Origin of the sequence: Proteiniphilum acetatigenes DSM 18083, from assembly GCF_000380985.1 — a bacterium.
Taxonomy (GTDB): Bacteria; Bacteroidota; Bacteroidia; order Bacteroidales; family Dysgonomonadaceae; genus Proteiniphilum; species Proteiniphilum acetatigenes.
Map to the genome: position 1 here is coordinate 23,426 of NZ_KB905701.1, position 24,960 is coordinate 48,385.

The 24,960-nt window shown below is 45.9% G+C and carries 20 protein-coding genes and 1 tRNA gene; 7 read left to right on the plus strand and 14 right to left on the minus strand.

The annotated features are described in order from the left end of the window. Nucleotides 1-105 precede the first annotated feature (105 nt). The 5 genes from F597_RS0114035 to ovoA all read left to right on the plus strand — a co-directional run bounded on the left by F597_RS0114035 (nucleotide 106) and on the right by ovoA (nucleotide 7,577). On the plus strand, nucleotides 106-2,070 hold the full coding sequence (locus tag F597_RS0114035; protein WP_019540390.1) for a biotin/lipoyl-containing protein: 1,965 nt from the start codon (nucleotides 106-108) through the stop codon (nucleotides 2,068-2,070). A 110-nt stretch (nucleotides 2,071-2,180) separates the two neighbouring features. Then, on the plus strand, nucleotides 2,181-2,735 hold the full coding sequence (locus tag F597_RS0114040; RefSeq protein WP_026327480.1) for a LemA family protein: 555 nt from the start codon (nucleotides 2,181-2,183) through the stop codon (nucleotides 2,733-2,735). Then, complete coding sequence (locus F597_RS0114045) at nucleotides 2,735-4,498, plus strand: DUF2207 domain-containing protein (RefSeq protein ID WP_019540392.1); 1,764 nt, start codon at nucleotides 2,735-2,737, stop codon at nucleotides 4,496-4,498. The genes F597_RS0114040 and F597_RS0114045 overlap by 1 nt, the downstream gene beginning before the upstream one ends. 268 nt (nucleotides 4,499-4,766) lie before the next feature. Next, nucleotides 4,767-5,324, plus strand: coding sequence for a GNAT family N-acetyltransferase (locus tag F597_RS0114050; protein WP_019540393.1), 558 nt, complete (start codon nucleotides 4,767-4,769; stop codon nucleotides 5,322-5,324). A gap of 147 nt (nucleotides 5,325-5,471) precedes the next feature. Then, nucleotides 5,472-7,577: a 5-histidylcysteine sulfoxide synthase gene (gene ovoA, locus F597_RS0114055; RefSeq protein WP_019540394.1), complete on the plus strand. Its 2,106-nt coding sequence runs from the start codon at nucleotides 5,472-5,474 to the stop codon at nucleotides 7,575-7,577. A 186-nt stretch (nucleotides 7,578-7,763) separates the two neighbouring features. Here the strand turns inward: ovoA and F597_RS0114060 are convergent, their stop codons facing one another. After that, the gene (locus tag F597_RS0114060; RefSeq protein ID WP_139224126.1) at nucleotides 7,764-8,777 is read right to left on the minus strand and encodes a diacylglycerol/lipid kinase family protein; all 1,014 of its coding nucleotides are present in this window, start codon (nucleotides 8,775-8,777) and stop codon (nucleotides 7,764-7,766) included. A gap of 197 nt (nucleotides 8,778-8,974) precedes the next feature. Here F597_RS0114060 and F597_RS0114065 point away from each other — a divergent pair, with 197 nt between their 5' ends. Both F597_RS0114065 and yihA read left to right on the plus strand, forming a co-directional pair. Further along, entirely contained in the window at nucleotides 8,975-10,471 is a 1,497-nt protein-coding gene (locus F597_RS0114065; protein WP_019540396.1) for a sodium:solute symporter, read from the plus strand. Nucleotides 10,472-10,588: 117 nt separating this feature from the next. Then, nucleotides 10,589-11,188, plus strand: coding sequence for a ribosome biogenesis GTP-binding protein YihA/YsxC (gene yihA, locus F597_RS0114070; RefSeq protein WP_019540397.1), 600 nt, complete (start codon nucleotides 10,589-10,591; stop codon nucleotides 11,186-11,188). Between the two features lie 7 nt (nucleotides 11,189-11,195). On the opposite strand, the gene atpG is transcribed toward yihA, so the two are convergent. The 13 genes from atpG to F597_RS0114140 form a co-directional block, all read right to left on the minus strand. Beyond that, nucleotides 11,196-12,062, minus strand: coding sequence for an ATP synthase F1 subunit gamma (gene atpG / locus F597_RS0114075; RefSeq protein ID WP_019540398.1), 867 nt, complete (start codon nucleotides 12,060-12,062; stop codon nucleotides 11,196-11,198). Nucleotides 12,063-12,066: 4 nt separating this feature from the next. Further along, entirely contained in the window at nucleotides 12,067-13,656 is a 1,590-nt protein-coding gene (gene atpA, locus F597_RS0114080) for a F0F1 ATP synthase subunit alpha (protein ID WP_026327481.1), read from the minus strand. 54 nt (nucleotides 13,657-13,710) lie between these two features. Beyond that, nucleotides 13,711-14,256 (minus strand): F0F1 ATP synthase subunit delta, encoded by a 546-nt coding sequence (locus F597_RS0114085; protein ID WP_019540400.1) that lies wholly within the window; start codon nucleotides 14,254-14,256, stop codon nucleotides 13,711-13,713. Between the two features lie 7 nt (nucleotides 14,257-14,263). Beyond that, nucleotides 14,264-14,764, minus strand: coding sequence for a F0F1 ATP synthase subunit B (gene atpF / locus F597_RS0114090; protein ID WP_019540401.1), 501 nt, complete (start codon nucleotides 14,762-14,764; stop codon nucleotides 14,264-14,266). 15 nt (nucleotides 14,765-14,779) lie between these two features. Then, the gene (gene atpE, locus F597_RS0114095) at nucleotides 14,780-15,049 is read right to left on the minus strand and encodes an ATP synthase F0 subunit C (RefSeq protein WP_019540402.1); all 270 of its coding nucleotides are present in this window, start codon (nucleotides 15,047-15,049) and stop codon (nucleotides 14,780-14,782) included. 274 nt (nucleotides 15,050-15,323) lie between these two features. Then, on the minus strand, nucleotides 15,324-15,794 hold the full coding sequence (locus tag F597_RS0114100; RefSeq protein ID WP_019540403.1) for a hypothetical protein: 471 nt from the start codon (nucleotides 15,792-15,794) through the stop codon (nucleotides 15,324-15,326). 181 nt (nucleotides 15,795-15,975) lie between these two features. Then, the gene (gene atpB, locus F597_RS0114105; protein WP_052319828.1) at nucleotides 15,976-17,073 is read right to left on the minus strand and encodes a F0F1 ATP synthase subunit A; all 1,098 of its coding nucleotides are present in this window, start codon (nucleotides 17,071-17,073) and stop codon (nucleotides 15,976-15,978) included. Beyond that, the gene (locus F597_RS0114110; protein ID WP_044060351.1) at nucleotides 17,073-17,504 is read right to left on the minus strand and encodes a hypothetical protein; all 432 of its coding nucleotides are present in this window, start codon (nucleotides 17,502-17,504) and stop codon (nucleotides 17,073-17,075) included. Before F597_RS0114110 ends, atpB begins: the two co-directional genes overlap by 1 nt. A 2-nt stretch (nucleotides 17,505-17,506) precedes the next feature. Further along, complete coding sequence (locus F597_RS0114115) at nucleotides 17,507-17,749, minus strand: FoF1 ATP synthase subunit delta/epsilon (protein ID WP_019540406.1); 243 nt, start codon at nucleotides 17,747-17,749, stop codon at nucleotides 17,507-17,509. A 95-nt stretch (nucleotides 17,750-17,844) separates the two neighbouring features. Then, nucleotides 17,845-19,368, minus strand: coding sequence for a F0F1 ATP synthase subunit beta (gene atpD, locus F597_RS0114120; protein WP_019540407.1), 1,524 nt, complete (start codon nucleotides 19,366-19,368; stop codon nucleotides 17,845-17,847). Nucleotides 19,369-19,472: 104 nt separating this feature from the next. Continuing rightward, nucleotides 19,473-19,545: transfer RNA gene (locus F597_RS0114125), tRNA-Thr, on the minus strand. 131 nt (nucleotides 19,546-19,676) lie between these two features. Then, a complete protein-coding gene (secDF, locus tag F597_RS0114130; protein ID WP_019540408.1) occupies nucleotides 19,677-22,625 on the minus strand; it encodes a protein translocase subunit SecDF in 2,949 nt (982 codons plus the stop codon). A 208-nt stretch (nucleotides 22,626-22,833) separates the two neighbouring features. Next, nucleotides 22,834-24,921, minus strand: coding sequence for a M3 family metallopeptidase (locus tag F597_RS0114140; RefSeq protein ID WP_019540410.1), 2,088 nt, complete (start codon nucleotides 24,919-24,921; stop codon nucleotides 22,834-22,836). Nucleotides 24,922-24,960 lie beyond the last annotated feature (39 nt).

Here is a 24,960-nt window from a genome sequence, read left to right on the forward strand (position 1 = left end):
TATTCGATCAAATTATGGAATTTTTTCCATAATTAAAATAGGAAGTGAGTTATTATTGTTATACTTTTGCAGTGTATAACCTGTTTAATTGAAAAAACCACTATTATGACACAAAAACTTTTAATCAGAGATCTCACGTTACGTGACGGTCAGCAATCGGCTTTTGCTACGCGAATGAACCAATCACAAGTCGACAGAGTATTACCCTATTACAAGGATGCCAATTTTTATGCCATGGAAGTATGGGGAGGTGCTGTGCCCGACTCGGTAATGCGTTTTTTGAATGAGAACCCCTGGGACAGGCTGGAGAAGATCCATCGGGTTGTTGGAGGGGTGTCTAAATTGACCGCGCTATCCCGTGGCCGGAACCTGTATGGTTATGCTCCCTATCCCGATGAAATCATCGACGGTTTTTTTAGGAATGCTGTAGCTTCGGGGTTGGATATCATGCGTATTTTTGATGCCTTGAATGATGTGGACAATATCAAATCGAGTGTCACGTCGATCAGGAAATATGGAGGGATGGCGGATTGTGCCGTATGTTACACCATAGACCCGAAATATGATGAGACTCCTTCTCCCGAAAAGAAAAAAAGAGGATTGTTTGGTTTCCTTTCCCGGAAGCAAGAAACCGGGCATTCCCTCCATACACCCATTTTTACGGATGAATACTTTTTGAATAAGGCAAAAGAGATGCTTGCCCTCGGTGCCGATATGATTACCATAAAAGACATGAGCGGGTTGATCCCGCCTTCACGGGTAGCTACACTGATACCTTTGTTTAAGGAGCAACTGAAGGTGCCGGTCGATTTCCATACCCACTGTACGCCGGGATTCGGGTTGGGAGCCGTGCTCACTGCCATTATCCACGGGGCGGATATCGTGGATACCGTTATCTGGAATTTTGCAGGTGGTCCGGCAGCCCCGGCTATTGAGTTGATTTATATCTTCTGCAAGAAGCTGGGAATTGAGCTGGATGTGAATATGGAGGCTGTGGCAAAGATCAATGAAAAACTGTTTGATATCCGGAAGGAACTGGAAGCATACGATGCCGTTAAACAGTTCCCGAAACCGTTTAATCCTTTGACGGACAGTATCCCGGTTGAAATAGATAAACAGTTCGAGCTGGCTATTGAAGCAGTCGAACGTAATGATGAAACGGCATTGCTGGATGCCTGCCATGCTATTGAAGCCTATTTCAATTTTCCAAAACCTGACGAACGTGTCAAAGAGGCGGAGATTCCCGGGGGGATGTACACTAACATGGTCGCCCAGTTGAAACAGGTCAATTCGCTCGATATCCTTCCTGAGGCGATGAAGCTGATCCCCAGTGTCCGTCTTGACGCGGGACTGCCACCCCTGGTAACACCAACCAGCCAGATCGTGGGGGTACAGGCTGTGAGTTCGGCATTGAACCTGAAGAACGTCCGTCCGAAATATGCCAACCCCTCCAATCAGTTTGTATCACTTGTAAAAGGTGAATACGGAAAAACACCTGTTCCGGTAGATCCGGAATTCCGGTTACAGATTGCCGGTACACGGGAAGAAGTCCCTTATGATACTTCTACTTATAAACGTCAGGAAAACCCCGTTTTGGAAGGGTATGGGGGTGTTCTTCTTGCAAAAGATGAGAAAGAAGAACTTCTGCTGGAATTATTTCCCACTGTTGCCGCAAATTATCTGAAAGGACAACGGCAAAAAGAGTGGGAGAATGTGCAAGATGAAAATCACATGCCGGAACAAGAGGGAGAAGCACTTCTTGGACAGGCTATCCCGAATATGCCCGAAAATGAGGATGCGCAGGTGCAGAGAGTCGATGATACTCAAGTGAAAGAAGAACGTAAAGAATCTCCAAAAGGATATTGCGTAATGTGTCCGATGCCGGGTAATATCTTGCATATTTCTGTAAAAGAGGGAGATATTGTAAAAAGAGGTGATAACATCCTTGTGCTCGAAGCCATGAAAATGGAGAACGATATTGCATCGGAAGTCTCAGGAACTGTGCACCGTATTTTTGTTCACCAAGGGGATACAGTAATGGAAGGGGCGCCAATGGTAGAGATCATCTGATCAGGGGTAATAAAAACCGGTTATGCTGAAAATATATTTGCTGTTCATTTTGAGAGCAGCAAATATATTGTATCTTTATGCCGTTTTCAATTCAATTAAAAGGTATAGATATGGGAATTTTATTGGTTATTCTTGCACTGGTTGTCATAGCGCTGCTTTGGGGCGTATCTATCTACAACAAACTGGTGAAATTGCGTACAATAGTGGAGGAGGCATGGAGTGGTATCAACGTGCAGTTGAAGAAACGGCATGACCTTATTCCCAACCTGGTGGAAACAGTGAAAGGGTATGCTACCCACGAGAAAGATACCTTTGAACGGGTTACGCAGGCGCGTGCAAACGCTATGCAGGCCGGTGATATAAAATCGCAGGAAGCAGCGGAAAACAACCTGAATGCCGCGCTGATCCGGCTGTTGGCTGTCGCAGAACAATATCCCGAACTGAAAGCCAACCAGAACTTCCTGCAGCTACAGGATCAGTTGAGCGTGATTGAGTCGGATATCGAGAAATCGAGACGATATTATAACGGGACGGTGCGGGAGAAGAATATCGTGATCGATTCATTCCCGAGCAATATCATAGCCGGTATGTTTAATTTTACCAAATCACTCTTTTTCGAACTTGATAACGAGGCAGAAAAAGAGGTTCCCCGGATACAATTCTGATGCGGTCACTTATCTCCTCTCTTTTGCTGCTCTTTTCCTTTACTGTATTGGTAGCACAGGAGGAAAAGGTGTACACGTTCCATTCCGATATCAACGTGGATAGTTCGGGTGTTATCACTGTGCGTGAACATATCCGTATCTACGCCCGGGGAGATATCTTTAAACGGGGTATCACCCGTTCGCTGCCGCTGACAAGGCGAGACAGGGAAGGAAACCGGATAAAGATGGAGTATGAGGTCACCGAAGTACGGCAGGATGGCAATCCCGTCGGGTTTTTTACCGAGACCGGAGGTGGAGACATAACCATTTATGTGGGTGAAAGAGATGTATTGCTACAGCCCGGATTTTACTCCTATGAAATTGTATATGAAGCAGCGGGACAGGTCGGCTTCTTTGACGAGTATGATGAACTGAGCTGGAACGTGAACGGTGAATCTGATCGCACCATCGATTCAGTGAGTGCTGTAGTGCATTTGCCGGAAAAGGCAGAAATACTGAGCTACCGGTGTTATACCGGTGCTTACGGGTCTACTGAAAGTAATTGTGTGGCGGAAAACAGGGCGGATGGTTCGCTCTTTATCAGCGTTGTCGATTTGCCGCCACAGGAAATGCTGACCCTCTCGGTCGGATTCATGAAAGGAGCGGTGCGGCAACCCCCGTCCGTCCAACCGCGGAAGCTGACCTTCTTCGATAAAAATGGACTGGCAGTAGTCAGTATCATTACTGTCATATTACTTTTCTTCTACTATATCCATACCTGGCGCCGATTTGGCATCGATCCGCCCAAGCCGGTCATTATTCCACAATTTACACCTCCGGACGGGCTCTCGCCCGCAAGTGTGGGGATGCTGTACAAAGGGTGGTATCTGGACGATCTTATTACCACTTCCATCGTAAATCTTTCTGTGAAGGGCTATATCTTTATAGAAGAAGTGATCAGGAAGAAGGGGTTGTTCGGTATACGGCAAGATAGATGTTATTCGCTTACTAGATTGAAAAACAGCGATGCAACGCTTCCACCTGAAGAGCAGGTGGTGATGCAGTACCTGTTCTCCTCACGCGATAATTTCTATCTGGACGGGAAGTATAATAAAAGTATTGAAGATATGATGCAGGCCTATCGAAAAAGTCTGAATCATCAATTTGGGGCGGTCCTAAGAGAGGGACGCAATCTGAAATTCCATATTGTTCCCTGGCTCGTGATGATCGCCTATCTGTTTATCCTTCTCTATTTCGCGAATGAAGACCTTATTGGTTTCCGGGCGAATAAGCTGGCGCTTTATATAACACTCCCTCTGATAGTGGTTGCATATCCGGTATATGCCTGGCTGATCGTGCGTCCCGGGGAGCGGAAACTACACTATCGCTCTTCGATAGAGGGATTGAAGATGTACCTTGATTTTGCCGAAGAAAAACGATTGCAGTTTTTTAATCCTCCGTCAGTGACACCAGCCGTTTTTGAGAAATTGCTCCCTTATGCGATTGCCCTGGATATGGAGAAAGTGTGGGGTGAGAAGTTTGAGAAAACTTTCCTTTCCTCTTCTATGCAACCTGACTCTTACCGTCCTGCATGGTATGGCGGTACATACATTAACCCTGCGGCTTTTGGTCATGCACTCAACAGTACGCTTTCCAATACGGTGAATCATGCGGCTACACCACCGAAATCTTCTTCATCGGGAGGTGGAAACTGGAGCAGCGGTTCATTTGGTGGCGGCTTCTCCGGTATGGGTGGCGGTGGCGGCCGTGTTGGCGGCTGGTGAGAAAAGTGGAAAAGTGGGAAGGTGGGAAAGTGCCGCCAATTTTTGAACATCCCTTATTTTAATTTGTTGAATAATAAAGTTCAATTACATTAGGCGTTTTCTCGCTATGATATAGCCCGAACAAGTTCGGCCTCTATTCATTTAAATAAATAACTCTCGCTCGGCAATGTTCAAGCGAGCTTGACACTGCCCTCGCTTATGCGTTATTTTAGCTTAACGAAAACGTTCCCTGCGATGTTGATCGTGGGATTATCCGTATGAAGGAAAAATGGAAGATGTGAAAGAGGCGGTCAGAATTTGTCGATTGGATACACTCAATTATTCCGAGTTCAGAAGCAAGCTGATAGAGCTTTACCTGCATGCTTTTACTACAGGTGAGTATGCCCAGTTTATCGCTCCGGAAACCGTAGAGGTTACCCTGGATAATATATTGCAGGACGGAGCGGGTTGTATGGCGTTTGTCGGCGACCGGCTTGTGGGATTGCTCGCAGCTTTTCCTTTGAAGAGAGATCCGGATTTCCCTGCCGATGGGTGTCCCGATATTCCGGTCGGTCAAGCGGTTTATATCTCAGAGGTAATGGTACATGCGGATTACCGGGGTAGGGGGATTGCATCGCAGATGCTGAATAACTACCTGCAAAAGGCGTCGGAGAATTATTCCTATGCTGTGATCCGGGTGTGGGAAAAGAATAAGCCCGCATTGGAACTTTACAAAAAGTTGGGATTCGTACCTGTTGCCGGAATTTCACAGAGGAAATTAAGTACCGGGGGAGAGGAATTTGAAATGAAGAAAGTCTATTTGGCGGTTAAGATAATTGACAATTGATAATTGACAATTGACAATTAAAAATGGATATGGAAAGTTGAAAATGGATAATTCCCAAATCCGAGATCCCAAATCATTAAATCTTGAATTGAAACAACGTTCGGCGGAGCCAACATCAGCGGAGCTAAATTGTGAAATTAAAAAAATATGAAAGAATTAATTACTAAAACAATTGATTTGCGATCCGGTTCGCCGGAAGAAAAACGGCAGGAGATCCGGGATTATTTTCTGAAGACCTGGGCAATTGACGAGTTACTATATACACAGTTGAAGTCAGATGATGTGTTTTATATGCGTGGTGATCCGTTACGCCATATCATTCTCTTTTATCTGGGGCATACGGCTGTCTTTTTTATCAATAAGCTATATCTGGCAAAGATCATCGACCGGCGCATCAATCCTAAATTTGAGTCGACCTTCGCCATTGGGGTAGATGAAATGAGTTGGGACGATCTGGATAACAACCATTACGACTGGCCGCCGGTGTCGGAGGTGCGGGTTTACCGCGATAAGGCGAAAGAGTTGATCCTGAATGTGATTGACAATACTCCGCTTGAATTACCGATCGATTGGGAGAGTCCTTTCTGGATTGTGATGATGGGGATTGAACATGAACGGATTCACTTAGAGACTTCGTCGGTATTGATCCGCCAGTTGCCATTGAATCAGGTGGCAAAGGGTCGATTCGGCGAACGATGCAGTGTGAGCGGTGAGGCGCCGGAAAACGAATTGATACCTGTGGCAGGTGCTACGATGAAATTAGGAAAGCCCGCAGATTATCCGCTTTATGGTTGGGATAATGAATACGGCGCCTATGAGGAAGAGGTAGCTGATTTCTCTGTGTCGAAATACCTGGTTTCCAATAAGGAATTTCTGGAATTCATAGAAGATAAAGGATACGAAACAGAGAACTACTGGACAGAAGAGGGATGGAACTGGCGTAACTATACACAGGCACAGATGCCGCTCTTCTGGAGGAAAGATGAAGATGGCTACCAGTTGAGATTGGTAGCCGAAGAGATACCCATGCCGTGGAACTGGCCGGTGGAGGTGAACTATCTGGAAGCAAAAGCCTTCTGTAACTGGAAGAGTGCGAAGACGGGACGTAACTTCAGATTGCCCACTGAAGCGGAATGGTACCGTCTGCATAAGGCAGCAGGCCTGACGGAGGTGACGGAGTGGGAGCAGGCACCGGGCAATATTAATCTGGAATATTTCACATCGCCGTCTCCTGTGGATATGTTCGAACAGGGAGATTTCTTTGATGTAATCGGGAATGTGTGGCAGTGGACCGAGACGCCTATCACAGGTTTTCCCGGCTTTAAAGTGCATCCGATGTATGACGATTTCTCTACGCCGACCTTCGACGGAAAGCATAATCTCATCAAGGGAGGTTCCTGGATATCGACCGGCAACGAAGCGACAATTCACTCGCGATACGCTTTCAGGCGGCATTTCTATCAACATGCCGGATTCAGGTATGTGGAATCAGACAGGCCGCTGGTGATACAGCAGGCGGATTATGAAACAGATGAGGAAGTGACGCTCTCCTGCGAGAACAGCTGGGGTGATGCCTGGGGTAATAACCCTGTATTCACTATCCGGCTGGCAGAACTGGCGGATGACTTGCTAAAAGGTAATGCCACAGCACGTATTCTGGATCTGAATGCCGACACGGGACGACTTGCCTTTGAACTGGCGCGGAAGTATAAAGATGTGATGGCACTCGACTTTACCGCCCGAATGATAAGGATTCCCATCCAACTGCAGGAGCAGGGTTATGTGCGCTATACGACAAAAGACGAGGGTGAACTGGTATTCTACCGCGATATTGTGCTGGCTGATTTTGATCTGTCGGAAGCAAAGGTAAATATTCTGTTTATGCAGGCTGACGCAATGAATCTGAAACCTAACTACTCGGGATACGATCTGATTATTGTCCCTGCATTGCTGGAAGAGTTAAGCGATCCACTGCTTTTCCTGTCGCACATTCACGAACGATTGAACGACAATGGTTATTTAATATTGGCGTCGGACTACGAGTGGGATACGGCCAGGACACCGAGGGATAAATGGCCGGGTGGGTTTAAGAAGGATGGTGAACCGGTGACATCTCTCGATGGTATAAAAGCGACGTTGGCACCACAGTTCGAGCTCATATCCGATCCACAGGAGATCAAGAGGACGATAAAAAGATCGTCGCGTTTGATGGAAAACCGGACGTTGCAGGTTACAATCTGGAAGAAGAAATAATTGTTTGATTGCAACTAAAGCGGAGACCTTTAGATATTTTGCGGGGTACCCATAACTCGCAAGAAGCGTGAAAAGAGTAGCTGTCCGAAGCGAAGCGAGTTCTACTCTTTTAGCAAATGAGAGTTAAGATGGGTCGCAAAATATCGTCAGACGATGATTTAGTTGCAATAGTGCTACTATAAAAGTCTAATTAAACCAGCGGGTAAGAGAGTTGAAGATATTTTCACTCTCTTTCCGTTTTTTTTCGTGCGTGCTGTTTTCCGGGGCAAGCACTTTCAGCCCTTTATGGATAGTTTCTACCTTGATTTCGTTACCTGTACTCACCGGTTCTCCGTCCACGTGCATCACTCCGGCACGGGAACGTTTGATCAGCAGATTGCGGGTGACTAACGAGGTCATCTTACTGTTCTTATCGATATTATTGGTAAAGAGCTGAAGGGTAGTTTGAGGTATTTCGATGGCATTCAGAGGTTTCAGAATGGATACATTCATCATGCCGTCATCCATACTGGCACCTGGTGCGATATGCGCGTCGTTGCCATACTGCGACGCGTTAGCACAGGTGAGGATGAAAGCGCGCTCGGTAATGGTTCCGTGGTCGGTGGTAATCTCATACTTTTCCGAGCGGAAATCGACCACACTCTCCAGAATATTGCGTACATAACCCAGTGGGCCCCGTTTTTTACTTTCGGCAAACCGGTCGCTGATAAAAGCATCAAAGCCAAAACCGCAGGTGCAGAAAAAAATGTGTCCGTTGGCTACGCCGTAATCGATGGTGCGTATATGTGCCCGAAGGATGATGTCAATGGCTTTTTCCGTATCCAGGGGAATACCCAGTTCCCTGGCCAGTCCGTTTCCCGAACCGGATGGAATGATACCCAGCGTGGTATTGGTATGCACCAGCGACTTGGCTACTTCGTTTACCGTGCCGTCCCCACCGGCCACAAGTACGTATTTGTAATTCTTCTTTGCTGCTTTGTGGGCTATCTCCGTGGCATGATCGGGATAACCGGTGATGCGGATAAAGATATCATATTTTCGCTGATCAAATGCAGCCGCCACTTCCTCAGGAATGTTTTTCTTGGATTCTGTACCCGAAATAGGGTTGATAATGAGGCATATCTTTTCTTTTGGCATACTATTTCTTGCGTTTTTTATTTCGTCTTCCGCCTGTCGTCTGTCATTCAACTCACAACTCATCTTTTCTTTCGATGAACCGCAGGCCGTAATATATAATTAACAACCGATGTCCTATTTTGTTTTAACCCTTTTTATTTGCCTCTTCGCGCTTTGTTTTTTTACATTTCCATAATATAGGATGTACCTCGGACATACTCAAACAAGTTTGGTTTGTCTCTCGGCTTTCACTATATTTGCACCCAAAACACACACTTGTTATGCAATCTACTTTTATCCTGATCGTAATTGTTGTCTATTTTGGCCTGTTGATGCTGATTTCCTATCTTACCAGTCGAAAAGGTTCGGGTAACGATACTTTTTTTCGTGCCAATAAATCATCCAAATGGTATGTCGTGGCTGTAGCAATGGTCGGCACATCTATCTCAGGGGTAACATTCGTTTCCGTCCCGGGAATGGTGCGAAACCTCGATATGACCTACATGCAGATGGTGTTTGGCTTTTTCTTTGGCTACCTGGTGATTGCTTATATACTCTTACCTCTCTACTACCGCCTGAACCTGACCACTATTTATGGTTATCTGGATCAGCGGTACGGACCGAAATCCTATAAAACGGGTGCCTGGTTTTTCCTGATCTCGAAAATCGTGGGTGCGGCAGCACGGCTCTATCTGGTGGCTTTTATCCTGCAAACACTGGTATTCGATACCTGGGGGGTACCTTTCGTAGTGACGGTGATGGGGATTATTTTGGTGATCTGGCTCTACAGCCACAAGAGTGGCATCAAGACGATTATCTGGACAGACTGGCTGCAGACGATCCTGTTTATCACTGCGCTCGTATTGATTGTGTGGCAGGTAGCCATGCGATTGAATCTGGATTTTGGCGGGGTAGTGACGACAATTGCAAACAGTTCGCATTCCCGCATTTTTGTCTTTGACGACTGGGCAAGTACACAAAATTTCTTCAAGCAGTTCTTTAGCGGAATGTTTATCACGATTGTGATGACGGGGCTGGATCAGGACCAGATGCAGAAGAACCTGACAATCCGTACACTGAAGGATGCACAAAAGAATGTGGTATCCTACGGGTTGGCGTTTGCTCCCATTAACTTTCTCTTTCTCTCCCTGGGAGTATTGCTGATTGCCTTTGCAGAACAGAATGGTGTTATATTACCGGAAATATCCGACAATATCCTACCCGTAATTGCAAGCGAATACCTTGGACAGACGGTGTTGGGAATTTTTATTGTGGGAATTGTTGCGGCAGCCTTTTCGAGTGCAGACTCTGCCTTGACGGCGCTGACGACTTCATTTTGTGTGGATATTCTGAATATGAAAGCAGTTTCTCAGACAAAAGCACAGGAACAGAAGGATATCCGTACCAGGAGGATGGTGCATATGGGAGTCAGCGCAGCATTTGTGCTGATTATCCTGCTGATTGAAGCGATTGGATCGGACAGTATCATCACCGCTATCTACAAGTTGGCTTCTTACACTTACGGGCCGTTGCTGGGCCTTTATGTCTTCGGGCTTTACAGTAAAGTGAAGCCGACGGATAAATGGGTACCCTACGTGGCTATTGCCGCACCCGTACTCTGTTTTATTATTGAAATAGTGATGCAACAGCTATTCGGTTACCGGGTAGGATATGAACTGCTGCTGATGAACGGTCTGTTCACCGGAATAGGACTCTGGGCACTCAGTGGTAAGAATGATAATGTGCTTCGTACGATAGTGGAAAAGGAGACGAGGTGACTGGGGAGATTGGGAAAGGGGGAGGCTGGGGAGAAATAAGAAGTTAGAACTCTGAGTTGAAAATCGACGTTAGTCAAATCTTGAATCTTGAATTTGAAATCTGAAATTTGAAAAATTATGATCATAAAAAAAGCAGAATTCGTGATAAGTAACAGCGACTACCGGAAGTGCCCGCAGGATGGGAAACCGGAGTATGCGTTTATTGGCCGGTCGAATGTGGGGAAATCGTCGCTTATCAATATGCTGACTAACCGGAAAGGGTTGGCCATGACCTCTTCCACGCCGGGGAAGACGATGCTTATCAACCATTTTCTGATCAATGACGAATGGTATCTGGTGGACTTGCCGGGATATGGCTATGCACGCCGCGGGAAAGAGGGTCGGGATAAACTCCGTAAGATCATCGAGGATTATGTCCTGGAACGGGAAGCGATGACCAACCTGTTTGTGCTGGTGGATTCGCGCCATGAGGCGCAGAAGATAGACCTGGAGTTTATGGAGTGGCTGGGTGAGAATGGTGTTCCGTTTGCCATCGTCTTTACCAAAGCCGATAAATTAGGTTCCGGCCGGTTACAGTTAAATATCGATGCCTACAAAGAAAAACTGCTGGAGACCTGGGAAGAACTGCCGCCTGTCTTTGTTACTTCATCCGAGAAAGGGCAGGGCAGGGAAGAATTGCTCAGCTATATCGACAGTATCAATAAAACAATTCTGTAGCGATAGTTTAATGGCTGTCGAATGAACCGCCGACCAGATCGAGTAGTTCGTTGGTGATGGATTGTTGTCGCAATTTGTTGTATTCCAGCGTAAGTTCTTCACTGAGATCATCCGCATTGTCGGTAGCTATGCGCATGGCCGTCATACGGGCGGCGTGCTCCGAAGTGACCGAATCGAGATGTGCAGTATAGAATTTTACTTTCAGTATCTTAGGAATAAGTTGCGTGAGAATAGTTTTCCTGTCCGGTTCCACTATATAGCTTGGAGCAAATTTTTCTCCATCGGGTATTTTCGGTTCGATAGGGAGAAGCGGTTCGTTGATTATCACTTGCGAACCTTTAGTGAGGAAGTGATGATAGATCAACTCTACATGGTCTATCTCCCCTTTCTGATACATCTCCATCAGTTTTTCGGCAATTTGTTGCGCATTATAATAAAGGGGACTTTCACTGATCGCATTATAATCTCCTTGTAGTTTGAACCCCATATTCCGTACCGCTTTTGCCACTTTCTCCCCAATAGGATAAAGAAGAATATTTTCTTTTCCCAGCGGCATATAGTTTGCCACTATTCTTTTCAGTTTTTCAGCAATATCGTCGTTGAACCTGCCGGCCAATCCGGTATTGGAGGAAAATGCCACGATAGCGACCCGTTTGACGGTACGTGTTTGCAGGAAAGGAGAATCGATACTCTCTTCCTGGTCTGCAAGCAACTGTAACATCCGGTACAGAGTCTGCTCATAGGGATAGAGGTTCTGGATGAGGCGTTGAGTCTTCACCAACCGGGCAGAAGAGATCATCATCATGGCTGATGTGATCTTTTGTGTGGATCGCACCGACTGTATCCGGCTTTTTATCTCTTTCAACTGTGCCATCGTTTCAGGAATTTATTATTTTTATGGTATCTGCCGCTACTTCTTCAATAATTTTACCGATCTCATCATTTATTTTACCTTCTTTCAACGGATCGAGTACATCGTGTCGATGGCTTGCCTCCAGCGTAGCGAGAAACTCTTTTTCGAATTTCGCCACTTTCTCGAGAGGAATATCTTTGAGTAGTCCGTGGGTACCGCAGTAGAGGATGGCAATCTGTTGCTCTACAGTCATGGGACTGTGCACAGGCTGAACAAGCAACTGTTCATTTTTTTGTCCCTTATCAATGGTCATGGCCGTTACGGCATCCATATCACCACCGAATTTGGTAAAGGCTGCCAGTTCCTGATACTGTGCCTGATCTATCTTCAGCGTACCGGCTACTTTCTTCATCGCCTTGATCTGAGCGTTACCGCCGACACGTGAGACCGAGATACCCACGTTGATGGCGGGACGGATCCCCCTGTGGTAGAGATCGGCTTCCAGAAATATCTGGCCGTCGGTAATGGAGATGACATTGGTAGGGATATAGGCCGACACGTCGCCCGCCTGTGTTTCGATAATCGGCAGGGCGGTAAGAGAACCGCCGCCTTTGACTTTTCCTTCGAGGCTGGGAGGAAGATCGTTCATCCGGACTGCTACATCCTGCTGGGAAATGATGTTTGCCGCTCTTTCCAACAGGCGGGAGTGAAGGTAGAAGATATCACCGGGATAGGCTTCACGCCCCGAGGGGCGGCGCAGGATTAACGACACCTCCCGGTAAGCTACCGCCTGTTTGGAGAGGTCGTCATAAACCACCAGTGCATGCCTGCCCGTATCGCGGAAATATTCACCTATGGCAGCACCGGCAAAGGGAGCGATATACCGCATGGCGGCGGGATCAGACCCACTGGAGGAGACCACCACGGTGTAATCCATGGCACCTCCGTCGGTGAATGTCTTTACAATAGAAGCCACCGAAGAGCCTTTTTGACCTACTGCCACATAGATACAATAGACCGGATCGCCGTTCTCGAAATTCTCCCGCTGGTTGAGGATGGTATCGATGGCGATACTGGTCTTGCCGGTCTGCCGGTCACCGATGATCAGTTCACGCTGGCCCCGCCCAATGGGAATCATGGCATCGACTGCCTTCAGCCCGGTCTGTAACGGAGTATTGACAGGCTGGCGGAAAACTACCCCGGGCGCTTTCCGCTCCATGGGCATCTCTATCAGTTCACCTATCAGCGGGCCTTTGCCGTCGACCGGTTCGCCGGTAGGAGAGATCACACGACCGAGCATACCTTCCCCGGCAAAGATGGAAGCTACCCGTCCGGTACGCTTCACGGTAAATCCTTCTTTGATCTCACTGGAGCTACCCAACAGAATGGCTCCTACATTGTCTTCCTCAAGGTTCATCACGATGGCCCGCATGCCGTTATCGAATTCCAACAACTCGTTCGCTTCTGCATTGCGTAGGCCGAAAATCCGTACGACGCCATCACTCACAGTGATAATCGTACCTGTCTCATTGAATTGAATGCCGGTGTCGATTCCTTCGAGTTGCATCAGTAGCACCTCGGAGACCTCGCTTACCCTGATATTATTATTGGACATGTATGTTAAATTGAAAATTGAAAGTTGAAAGTTGAAAATGAATGAAGTGAAAAATTACAGTAGCCCTTTCCGGAACTTATTCCTTATACGGGCCAGTTCACCCGATATACTTGCATCCCACCTGAAATCCCCTAAAGTGAGTATGAAACCGCCAATAATCCCGGGATCGGTCACAGATTCCATTTCTACATTCGTTTTCACCATTTTTTGTATCCGGGTAACAAGTTGTTGTTCCGTTTCGTGGTCGATAGAGATGGCGGTGACCAGCCTGCCGCTCTGGATATCAAACTTCTCCCTGTAAAGGTCGATGAAGCGAAGGGCGATGTACTGAAGAGCCTCTTCCCTTTCGTTCTTCAGGATAAGGTCGATCATCTTGGAGAGTGACGACGGCATACCGCCACCACAAGCTGTCACGAGAATTTTCTTCTTCTCCCGACCTGGCAGGGATGGGTTTATGATGGCACTGCGCAGTCGGGGCATTTTCATGAACATCTCCGAAAGCAGTTTCATCTTGTCATATACCTCTTCCTGTTGTCCCAGGCTGACGGCATATTGCAGCAAAGAATCCGCATAACGTGAAGAAATGAGTCCGGTGTTCATACACTGTTTACGATTTTGAGATATCCATTTCGTTGAACAGGCGGTCGATCATCTTCTTCTGTTCCTGTTCAGTTCCCAGTTTTTCCCGTAATATCCTTTCGGCAAGGGTCAATGATAGTGTGGCAGCCTCATTCCGGATTGAACGGAGGGCTTCCTCTTTTTCCGCACCGATCTGCCTGCGGGCCGAAGCGACCAGTTTCTCCGATTCCAGGCGGGCCTCTTCACGGGCCTTTTCCATCATCATTTCCCGTTTCAGAGCAGCTTCCTTCAGGATATCCGCCTGTTCTTTTCGGGCCTGTGCCAATATGGCTTCACCGGTCTCCTTGATGCCGGCCAGCTCCTCGTGCGCTTTACGGGCAGCGAGGAGCGATTCTTCGATATAGTTTTTCCGCTTTTCAACCGATTTCAGTATCGCGGGAAATCCGAATTTTGCCAGCACAAACACAGTGATGCCGAAAGAAATCAGCATCCAGAACAGGAGGCCGGGTTCAGGCGTAAGTAATGACATATCTTATCATATTGGTTAGAGAATAAAACCACAGACGACCACAGCAAACAGTGCTACCCCTTCGATAAGTGCCGCCGCAATGATCATGTTCATCCTGATATCGGAGGTCGACTCCGGCTGACGGGAAATCCCTTCCATGGCGGATGCGCCGATCTTCCCGATTCCGTATCCGGCTCCGATTGCAGCAAGGCCTATACCTATGGCTGCCCCTAAAGATCCTAAACCATCGGCGCTTACCTGTAGCAGCGTGCCGGCTGTCTGTAATAAAACTGTAAGTAGTACCATATTATACTTTTTTTAATTAAATGATGATTAAATTTTGAAGAGTAACTGCATCTGTGTAAAGAAACGGCCAGCACAGCATACCCCAACCTCATGTATGGCGGAAAACTATTTATGTATTACTTGCTAACCCTTCTGCACATAGTTATATACGTTTTATGGCAGAGCGATAGTAAGTAAAGAAAGAAAAGTCTTTATATGAAAAAAATAATGAACTAAGAACCGGCTGTGATCTTATTAGTAACAACGCCCATCCTTAAAATGTTTTCCGGTGATTTTAGTAGAAGTTGTGGAAAGGATATATGATCTTTGCAATGGGAAGTCCTATTTGGATATTTCTAAAAAAAGATGCATAAAAGTGTACAAAATTACTGATCTTTTCTTCAATAACAATTAAATCGATGTTATTCTTTATATAGAGAAAAGAGAAAGTTGTGAAAATATGGGTTGTTTCATTCGGACAATTGGAAGGAGAAAAAAGATGCTCCATAACCGAATCACGTACAAATTTCAAATTGCCTGTATTATCATCTTCCGGAGCTTGATTTTCATGGGTATCTTGTAGATCCCTTTCCGACACCTCCATTACATGGCCTTGACCGGTTTCGGTTCTATCTGAGAAAAGGGAGATACCCGAAGTCAACACTCCAAAAGGACCTGTCGTATGATCCAACAACAGGAACTGTCCGAGCATCGACTGCAAAGTAATGGAAAGACAAAACAAATATATAATAATTCGCTTCACCATGAATAACTTATTTATCTGAAAAATAACCTTATCACCGTTGAATAACTTCCTGCCCGGTTCACAAAACAGGAATCGACCCCGGCAAAGTTAATGAAACTATTTGTGGAAAATCGTTGTATTTCGAATTATTTAACATCACTTTGTTTCTAAATAACAAACATTTTACCGCTGATGCCGAAACTTATGCGACCTTCTCTGTTTCAACCGCTTTCTTCTTTTCGAAATAGGATTCTATTCGTGCCAGGCCAATGAAAACAGCCGAAAGCAACGTGAAGACATATGCCTGGATATAAGCGATAAATAACTCCACCAGATCGATAAAGACGGTGAAGATAACCGATAGGACGGTCATGGAGGTGTTGATGGCCATCCCCATGCTTGCCGTGATGAAAATAAGCATCGTCAGTCCTAATACGATGGAGTGTCCGGCCATCATATTTGCAAAAAGACGGATCATTAATGCAAAAGGCTTGGTGAGCGTTCCCACAATCTCCACTATCGGCATTAAAGGGATGGGCACCTTAAGCCAGGTAGGTACATCGGGCCATAAGATCTCCTTGTAATATTCTTTAGTTCCGGTCAGGTTGACTATCAGGAATGTAGCAACAGCAAGTATCAGTGTTACAGCTATGTTTCCCGTCACATTCGCGCCTCCCGGAAAAACAGGAATTAATCCCAACAGATTATTTGTGAAAATAAAGAAAAAGACGGTAAGCAGATAGGGAGCATATCTTTGATAATCTTTGCCGATAGAAGGTTTTATCACCTCATCATTGATAGACAGGACGAGCATCTCGATCAATCCCGTGAAACCTTTCCTGGGTTTCATCGGGTCTCGCTTCATTGAGCGGGCCACCCCCATAATTATCAGTATGATCAGCAGAGAAGCAAACAGCAGTGAGGCGGCATTTTTGGTGAGTGAGAGATCGAGCGGGCGGGAGATATTTCCTTTGACATCCGTTTCTACGATCTTCCCCTTGTATTCTCCTTCGGATGCAATCTTAAATCCTTTATAAGAGTTTGCTCCGTGATGAAAATGTGAAGATGGAAATATATGCCATCCGGTGGATTTACTATGTAATATTACCGGAAGAGGAATCGCGATGTGCTTAGTGCCGTCACTCACAATCTGCCATTCATAAGAGTCGGCCAAATGTTCCGTGATAAACTCTTTTGCATTCAGTTCCTCCTTTGTGTCATCCTGAGTTGCTGACCACACCGGAGAAACCATAAGAAAAAGAATCAGTGACAGACCTGATATATATAATGCTCGTTTCATCATAACTCAATATCCTTTCGGGAGTTTTTTTGCTGTTTATCCTTATATTTAAAATAGAGTTCCATTCTCATATAGATATATGTTTCCCAAATCAGGTTGATGAGATAGAAAATGACAAAAATAATTGCGAAATTACGAATATGGGGTTTATCTAAGAACCAATATATGAGAATGATGATTACCGACATGAATATCTTGATCATGCGCATAAGCATATAGAAGTTGACCATCTTTTTGGGTTCGTTGACGGGAGTGCGTTTGAACTGAAAAATGAAAATAAGTCCCATCAGGTAGAAAAAGAGAGGAACAATGAAGTAATAGTCAACCATCGTTTCCGGAAAGAACTTATTCAGGATAAACCAAAAGCCGAATCCCGTGATGAGTAGCATGATTGTATGAACGATAAGAAAATATGTTGTGAGTTTTTTCATTCTCAATGAATTTCATCAATACAAACCGTTACTTTATTGTTGTGCATTTCCATTACCCCGTCTGAAACTTCGATCTGCCGGATCTCACCGTTTACCGTGAAGGAAAGTACTCCTTTTGTCAACGATGAAATAATAGGAGCATGGTTGTTCAGTATCTGGAATGATCCTAACGTACCTGGTAGGGTGACGGAGTCTGCATCACCTCTATAAAAAACAGATTCGGGTGTAAGAATTTCCAGTGTCATATTTCTAAATTACCAATTACCAATTACCAATTACCAGTTACTAATTGTCAATTGTCAATTATCAATTGTCAATTATCCATAGTCTTATCAGCAAATCACCTTTCCACCTGTTTACTCTGCCCCATCAGTTTATCACCTTTTTCAATCGCTTCTTCAATAGTACCCACGTTCATAAATGCCGATTCGGGGTAATGATCAAGGCTCCCGTCCAGGATCATCTTGAACCCTTTGATAGTATCTTCAATAGAAACCATCACGCCGGGTTGTCCGGTATATTGTTCTGCCATAAAGAAGGGTTGCGATAGGAATCGTTGTACCTTACGGGCGCGATTCACCGTAAGGCGGTCTTCGTCCGAAAGTTCTTCCATTCCCAGTATGGAGATGATATCCTGCAACTCTTTATATCGTTGCAGTATTTGTTTTACCCGCATGGCCGTGTTGTAATGCTCTTCACCCACGATGTGCGGGTCGAGGATACGTGATGATGATTCCAGCGGGTCTACTGCAGGATAGATACCCAGAGAGGCAATTTTACGGCTGAGTACGGTGGTAGCATCGAGATAGCTGAATGTGGTTGCCGGTGCCGGATCAGTAAGGTCGTCCGCCGGTACATATACTGCCTGAATGGAGGTAATGGAACCGTATTTGGTAGAAGCAATACGCTCCTGTAGTGTTCCCATCTCCGAAGCCAGTGTAGGTTGATAGCCTACAGCGGAAGGCATGCGTCCCAGTAAGGCTGATACTTCGGATCCCGCCTGTACGAACCGGAAGATATTGTCGATAAACAGTAGAGTATCGCTACCTTCACCACCCATATCACGAAACGATTCAGCTACAGCCAACCCGGTAAGGGCGACCGATGCACGGGCACCGGGAGGTTCATTCATCTGTCCGAAGACCAACGTGGTCTGGGATTTTTTAACCTCTTCATAATCGACTTTGCTCAAATCCCATCTTCCCTCCTCCATCGCCTTTTTGAACTCATCGCCGTACCTGATAACTCCTGATCCGATCATTTCCCGGAGCAGGTCGTTTCCCTCACGTGTCCGTTCGCCTACACCTGCAAAGACGGAATAACCGTTATGCCCTTTGGCGATATTGTTGATCAGCTCCATGATGACGACGGTCTTTCCTACGCCGGCACCTCCGAACAGGCCTATCTTTCCTCCTTTCAGGTAGGGCTGTAGCAGGTCGATTACCTTTATGCCTGTGAAAAGTACTTCCTCAGAGGTGACAAGGTCTTCGAATTTAGGAGCAGGGCGATGGATGGGATACTGGTTTTCACGGCTAAGATCTGAGAGTCCGTCGATAGGACTACCGATCACATTAAGTAACCGTCCCTTGATCTGTTCTCCTACTGGAACACTAATGGGACGACCTAACGCTTCAACCGGAAGACCGCGACTTAGTCCGTCGGTGCTTTCCATTGCCACGGTGCGGACAATATTTTCACCGATATGATGTTGTACTTCCAGGAAAATATTCTGTCCGTCGGAACGCTTTACGTAAAGGGCATCGTCGATAGCAGGGAGTTTTGCTTCCTGTGATCCGGAAAGTTCAAAATGTACATCTACTACCGGCCCTATGATTTGAGAAATGTGTCCGTTTAATGCCGACATAATTATTTGGATATGGTTGTATATTCAGTGATGGCTATGGGCAAAGGTACAAAATAAAACGATTGTGCAAATAATTTTAAAATTATTTGCACAATCGTCTGAAGAGCCACAAGCGAGACTTGAACTCGCGACCCACGCGTTACGAATGCGTTACTCTACCGACTGAGCTATTGTGGCTTGTAATGAGAGTGCAAAAGTATAAAAAAAATTGATACGTGTCAATCTCTTCTATTTTTTATATACTATAAAAAAACAGGTAGCCAAATGACTACCCGTTTTCCTGTTAGATATAAAGAGCCAAAGAACTGTTATTTTTCCAGTTTCTTTTTGTCTTGCTGGTTCAGCATAAGCTTGTAGGCGATAGGAGAGGCCACGAACAAACTGGTAACCGTTCCTACTACCACACCTATAAGCATGGCGAACACGAAACTTCTTACTGCGTCACCACCGAAAATAAGAATACAGATAATCACAAGGATAGTACTCAAACCGGTGTTGATGGTACGTGCCAGTGTAGCGTTCATAGAATCGTTGAAGAGCTCCCTCAATCCCCGTTTTGGATAGAGTTGCCTGTATTCACGCACACGGTCGAACACCACCACCTTGTCGTTAATGGAATACCCTACGATGGTGAGGATAGCCGCCACGAACGTCTGGTCCATTTCCATGGAGAAAGGCATGACTTTCCAAAGCAATGAATACAATCCTATCACAGCGAAGGCGTCTACTGCCAGGGCTGCGACTGTACCCAGAGAAAATCCCCAATTGCGGAAACGTGAAAGGATATAGATACCCATACAGACGAGAGCTATGAAGAGTGCCAGGAATGCATTCCGGATCATATCTTCAGCAATACTTGGTCCTACTTTCTGAGAACTTTGTATATGGTCGTCGATCGTTTTTCCGGGGGTCATGAATTCCTGTAATCCCTGTCCCAGCAGATCACGCAATTGATCTTCCACGCCTGCACCTTCCTCTTCGATCATATAGTTTGTGGAGATACGCACCTGGTTGCTGGAACCGATAGTGATAGCGCGAACCGATTCGTTGAGATAGGGGTTAAGGGCATTTTCCACATCACTCACACGGACGGGCTGATCGAAACGAACAATATAGTTGCGTCCCCCCGTGAAGTCGATACCTGAATTCAATCCAAGCGTAAAGAGTGAGACAATGCTGACTACTACAAAAATTCCGATCGCTATGAGTACCTTCTTGCTGTTATGAATAAAATCGAAACTATACTCCTTGAAGATGGCCCTTGAGAATCCCGTATTGAAAGTGAGGTGTAACCATTTGTCTTTGGATAACCGGTTTTCGTATACCAGACGGGTAATGAATACGGCTGTAAGGAACGAAACGGCAATACCGATGATCAGGGTAATAGCAAATCCCCTGATAGCTCCTACACCGAAAATGGCGAGGATGATACCGGTGATAATGGTCGTGAGGTTGGAGTCGAAAATGGCTGAGAAAGCGTTCCTGTAACCGTCTTCCAATGCTCTTCGCAGGGTTTTTCCAGCCGCAAGTTCTTCCTTGATACGCTCATTGATAAGTACGTTGGCATCGACCGCCATCGCGAGCGAGAGGATCATACCGGCAATACCGGGAAGGGTAAGCACGGCCTGGAATGCCGCGAGCGCTCCCAATGTAAAGAAGAAGTTGAGAAGCAGTGCCCCGTTGATTACCATACCCGGGATGATACCGTAGAGCATACAGGTGAAGATAAAGAGCACCACCAGGGCAATTACAAAGGAGATAAATCCGTCACGGATGGCTTCCTGTCCCAACGAAGGACCTACCACGTCTTCCTGTACGATACGGACACCGGCCTGCATCTTACCCGATTTAAGTACGTTCTCCAAGTCCTGTGCTTCCTGTGGCGTGAAATTACCGGTGATGGAGGAACGTCCTCCGTCGATACGCCCGTTCACTGTGGGGGCTGAATATACGTATCCGTCGAGTACGATAGCAATTGATTTTCCGATCTCAGCACCGGTGATGGTCGCCCAGCGGCTGGCACCACTCGAGTTCATCGTCATGGTTACTTCCCAGGCCGATCCCTGTTGTCCCTGGTCGGCACGGGCATTGGTTACCACGTCTCCATCCAATGCAGGGCCGCGCTTGCTTCCATCACCTTTAAGGGCGAATAACTGGAAGTAAGTTTCACGCTGATCGATGGGTTTGAATCCCCATTTAAACCGCACGTCGGCGGGGAATATATCTTTGTATCTGTTCAGGAGGAAATTCACCTCAGCTGTATCGAGCTTCGACACGGTTCCTACTACCGGTCCCACAGCTCCGCCCATTGCGAAGTAGGGTTCATTGAAATACTCCACAAAGCTTCTGTTGATGACGATTTTTTCCCCTTCCTCTTCGAATAGAGGTAATGAAAGTGAATCACCCTGCAGAAGTGAATCTCCGGCTATGGCGTCCTCTTCGGCTTCTGCTTCAGCAGTAGTGGTATCAGTGGTAGCCTGACCTGATCTTTGCGCCATGGCATATTCGCTCGACCGTGCATTCATTTCGTTGAAGTAGGCCGCCAGTTCGCTCACATTGTATGTTTTCCAGAATTCGAGGTTGGCACTTCCTTGCAAAAGGTTACGTACACGTTCCGGTTCTGTAATTCCGGGGAGCTCCACTAAAATGCGTTCTGCGCGATCCAGTTTCTGTATGTTGGGAGCAACTACCCCGAAACGGTCGATACGTGTAGCCAATACATTGAATGAATTATTAGCTACACTGGTCAACTCATTGCGCAATATAGTGATTACCTCATCGTTGGTAGCGGTAGGACGTACCCTGTCACCCATCGTAATGCTGTAGATATTGGCCAGTCTGCCTTCGGGCGCTATCCGTTCATAGTTCTGCCGGAATAGTGTGATGAAGTCTGATGAACTGCCACGGCGGTTTTGTGCGACCGCCTCTCTCAATGCCTGATTGAATTGAGGGTCATCGGTATTGGCCAGTGATGCGATCACTTGTGCCGCATCGATTTCGAGGATAACGTTCATCCCCCCTTTCAGGTCGAGTCCCAGTCCTATCTCCTTGGCGCGAACCTGCTTAAGCGTATAATTCAGATATACTTTCTCAGTAGATAGGGAATCAAGATACTGATTCTTCAGGGCTAAGTCTCCATTGGCGTATTGATCCGCTTTCTTGTTGTATTGTCTCCCCACTACAGTAAAAGAGAGATAAAACAAACTGATAAGTGTCAGGATAATACTGAAAACTTTAATGAATCCTTTGTTTTGCATTTCAATATTACTTTTTGTTTACTATTTATTTTCAGGTTACGAACTCCGTATATACGTAAAAATAAAGGCATGTTCGATGCCTTTCTATTTTGAGCGTGCAAATATACGTTTTTTTTATCTTTTTAAGAACAATATCACCGGATAATTTTTCTCGAAAATTATCCGGTGATAAAACAAGGTGGAGGATATACGGGATGCAGGCAATAATTTATTCGATAAATCCTCTGTTTTTTAGCAGATATACCGGATTGGGTTCTGCACCGCGGAATCTTTTATAGAGTTCCATCGGATCGTCGGAATTACCTTTCGACAAGACGTTATCCCTGAATTTCGCAGCTGTGGTTTTATCGAAAATCCCATTCTCTACAAATGCCTGGAAAGCATCAGCATCGAGCACCTCTGCCCAGAGGTATGCGTAATATCCGGCAGAGTATCCACCACTGAAGATATGTGAGAAATAGGTACTACGATAACGGGGTATAATTTCATCAATCAGCCCGATCTTCTCCATCGATTTTTTCTCGAATTCACGTACATCGAAAGACTTTACTGTATTCTGGGTATGATAATCCATATCGAGTAACGCTGCTGCGACAAATTCGGTAGTGATAAATCCCATATTGAATTTGGACGCAGCATCGATTTTTGCAATCAGTTCATCGGGGATTACTTCGCCTGTTTGATAATGTTTAGCGTAAAGTTTCAATACTTCGGGGTGAAATGCCCAATGTTCCATGATCTGTGACGGAAGTTCCACAAAGTCGCGCGAAACACTTGTGCCGGCTACACTGCTATAGGTGACGTTCGACATCATGCCATGCAAGGCGTGTCCGAACTCATGAAAGAGTGTTTCTACTTCGTCGAGAGTGAGTAAAGATGGCATTGTTCCCGTAGGGCGGGTAAAGTTACCTACATTGTAAATAAGGGGACGGATATTTTCATCTTCGATTACCTGCTGTCCGCGGAAGCTGCTCATCCATGCACCGGCGTTTTTACCTGTACGAGGGAAGTAGTCAGTATAAAATACCGCTAAATGGGAGCCATCGGCATCGAGTACCTCGTAGGCTTCTACCTCGGGGTGATATACCGGAATGTTTTCTAATTTCCTGAAGTTTAATCCGTATAAACGGTTGGCTACTTCGAACACCCCTTCGCGTACATTCTCCATCTTGAAGTAAGGCTTGATCTCTTCCTCGTTGAGTGAATATTTCTGCTGGCGGAGTTTTTCGGTATAATACCACCAGTCCCAGGATGCCAGCTTAAAGTTGCCTCCTTCGGCATCGATCAGTTTTTGGAGTTCTGCTGCTTCTTTTTTTGCCTGCGGCAGCGCATATGCCCAAACATCATTGAGCAGTTTGTAAACGTTCTCCGGCGTTTTTGCCATACTTTCTTCAAGCACAAAATCGGCATGTGTCTTATAGCCCAGCATTTGTGCTTTTTCAATACGCAGGTTTGCTATATCGTTGATGATCTGTTTATTATCATTCTCGTTATCATTGTCGCCACGCATATACATGGCTTTGTATAGTTTTTCACGCAGGTCACGTTTTTCTGAATATTGCAGGAAGGGGAGCCAGCTTGGCTTTTGTAGGCTGAATACCCATTTTCCTTCTTCACCGGCAGCGTTGGCAGCCTCTGCTGCAGCAGCAATAACACCTTCCGGAAGTCCTGCAAGATCTTCCTCATTATCGATCACTAATTTGAAATCGTTGGTTTCATTCAACAGGTTATTTCCAAACGCAAGGGTGAGTGAGGATAATTCCTTGTTGATCTCACGCAATCTTGACTTTTCTGTTTCACTTAAGAGTATACCTGAGCGTACAAAATTCTTGTAATAATTGTCCAACACCCGGTATTGTTCGGTATTGAGATTCATGCCCGTGGTGTCGTCGTGCAGCGTTTTGATGCGGTTGAACAACTTTTCGTTCAAATTGATATTGTCACGATGTTCCGACAAAAGAGGAGAGAGTTCTACGGCCAACGCTTGAATGGAGTCGTTGGTTTCAGCGCTTCTCAAACCGTAAAATACGCGGGAGACACGGGTCAGTATCCTTCCGCTGTTTTCCATTGCCACAATGGTGTTTTCGAAAGTGGGAGCTTCGGAATTATTTGCAATGGCATCAATCTCCTTAGCTTCTTCTTCCATCCCTTTCAGGAAAGCCGGTTTGTAATCTTCAAAAGAGATCCGGTCGAAAGGAGGCATACCGAACGGTGTATCGTATTCGGTGTAAAAAATGGCACCGGGCTCACCACCGGTTTTACCGGTATTGGCGTTATTGCAGGCAAGTAATGTCATAACTGCTAATGAAATAAAAAGAAATTTTCTCATTCGACT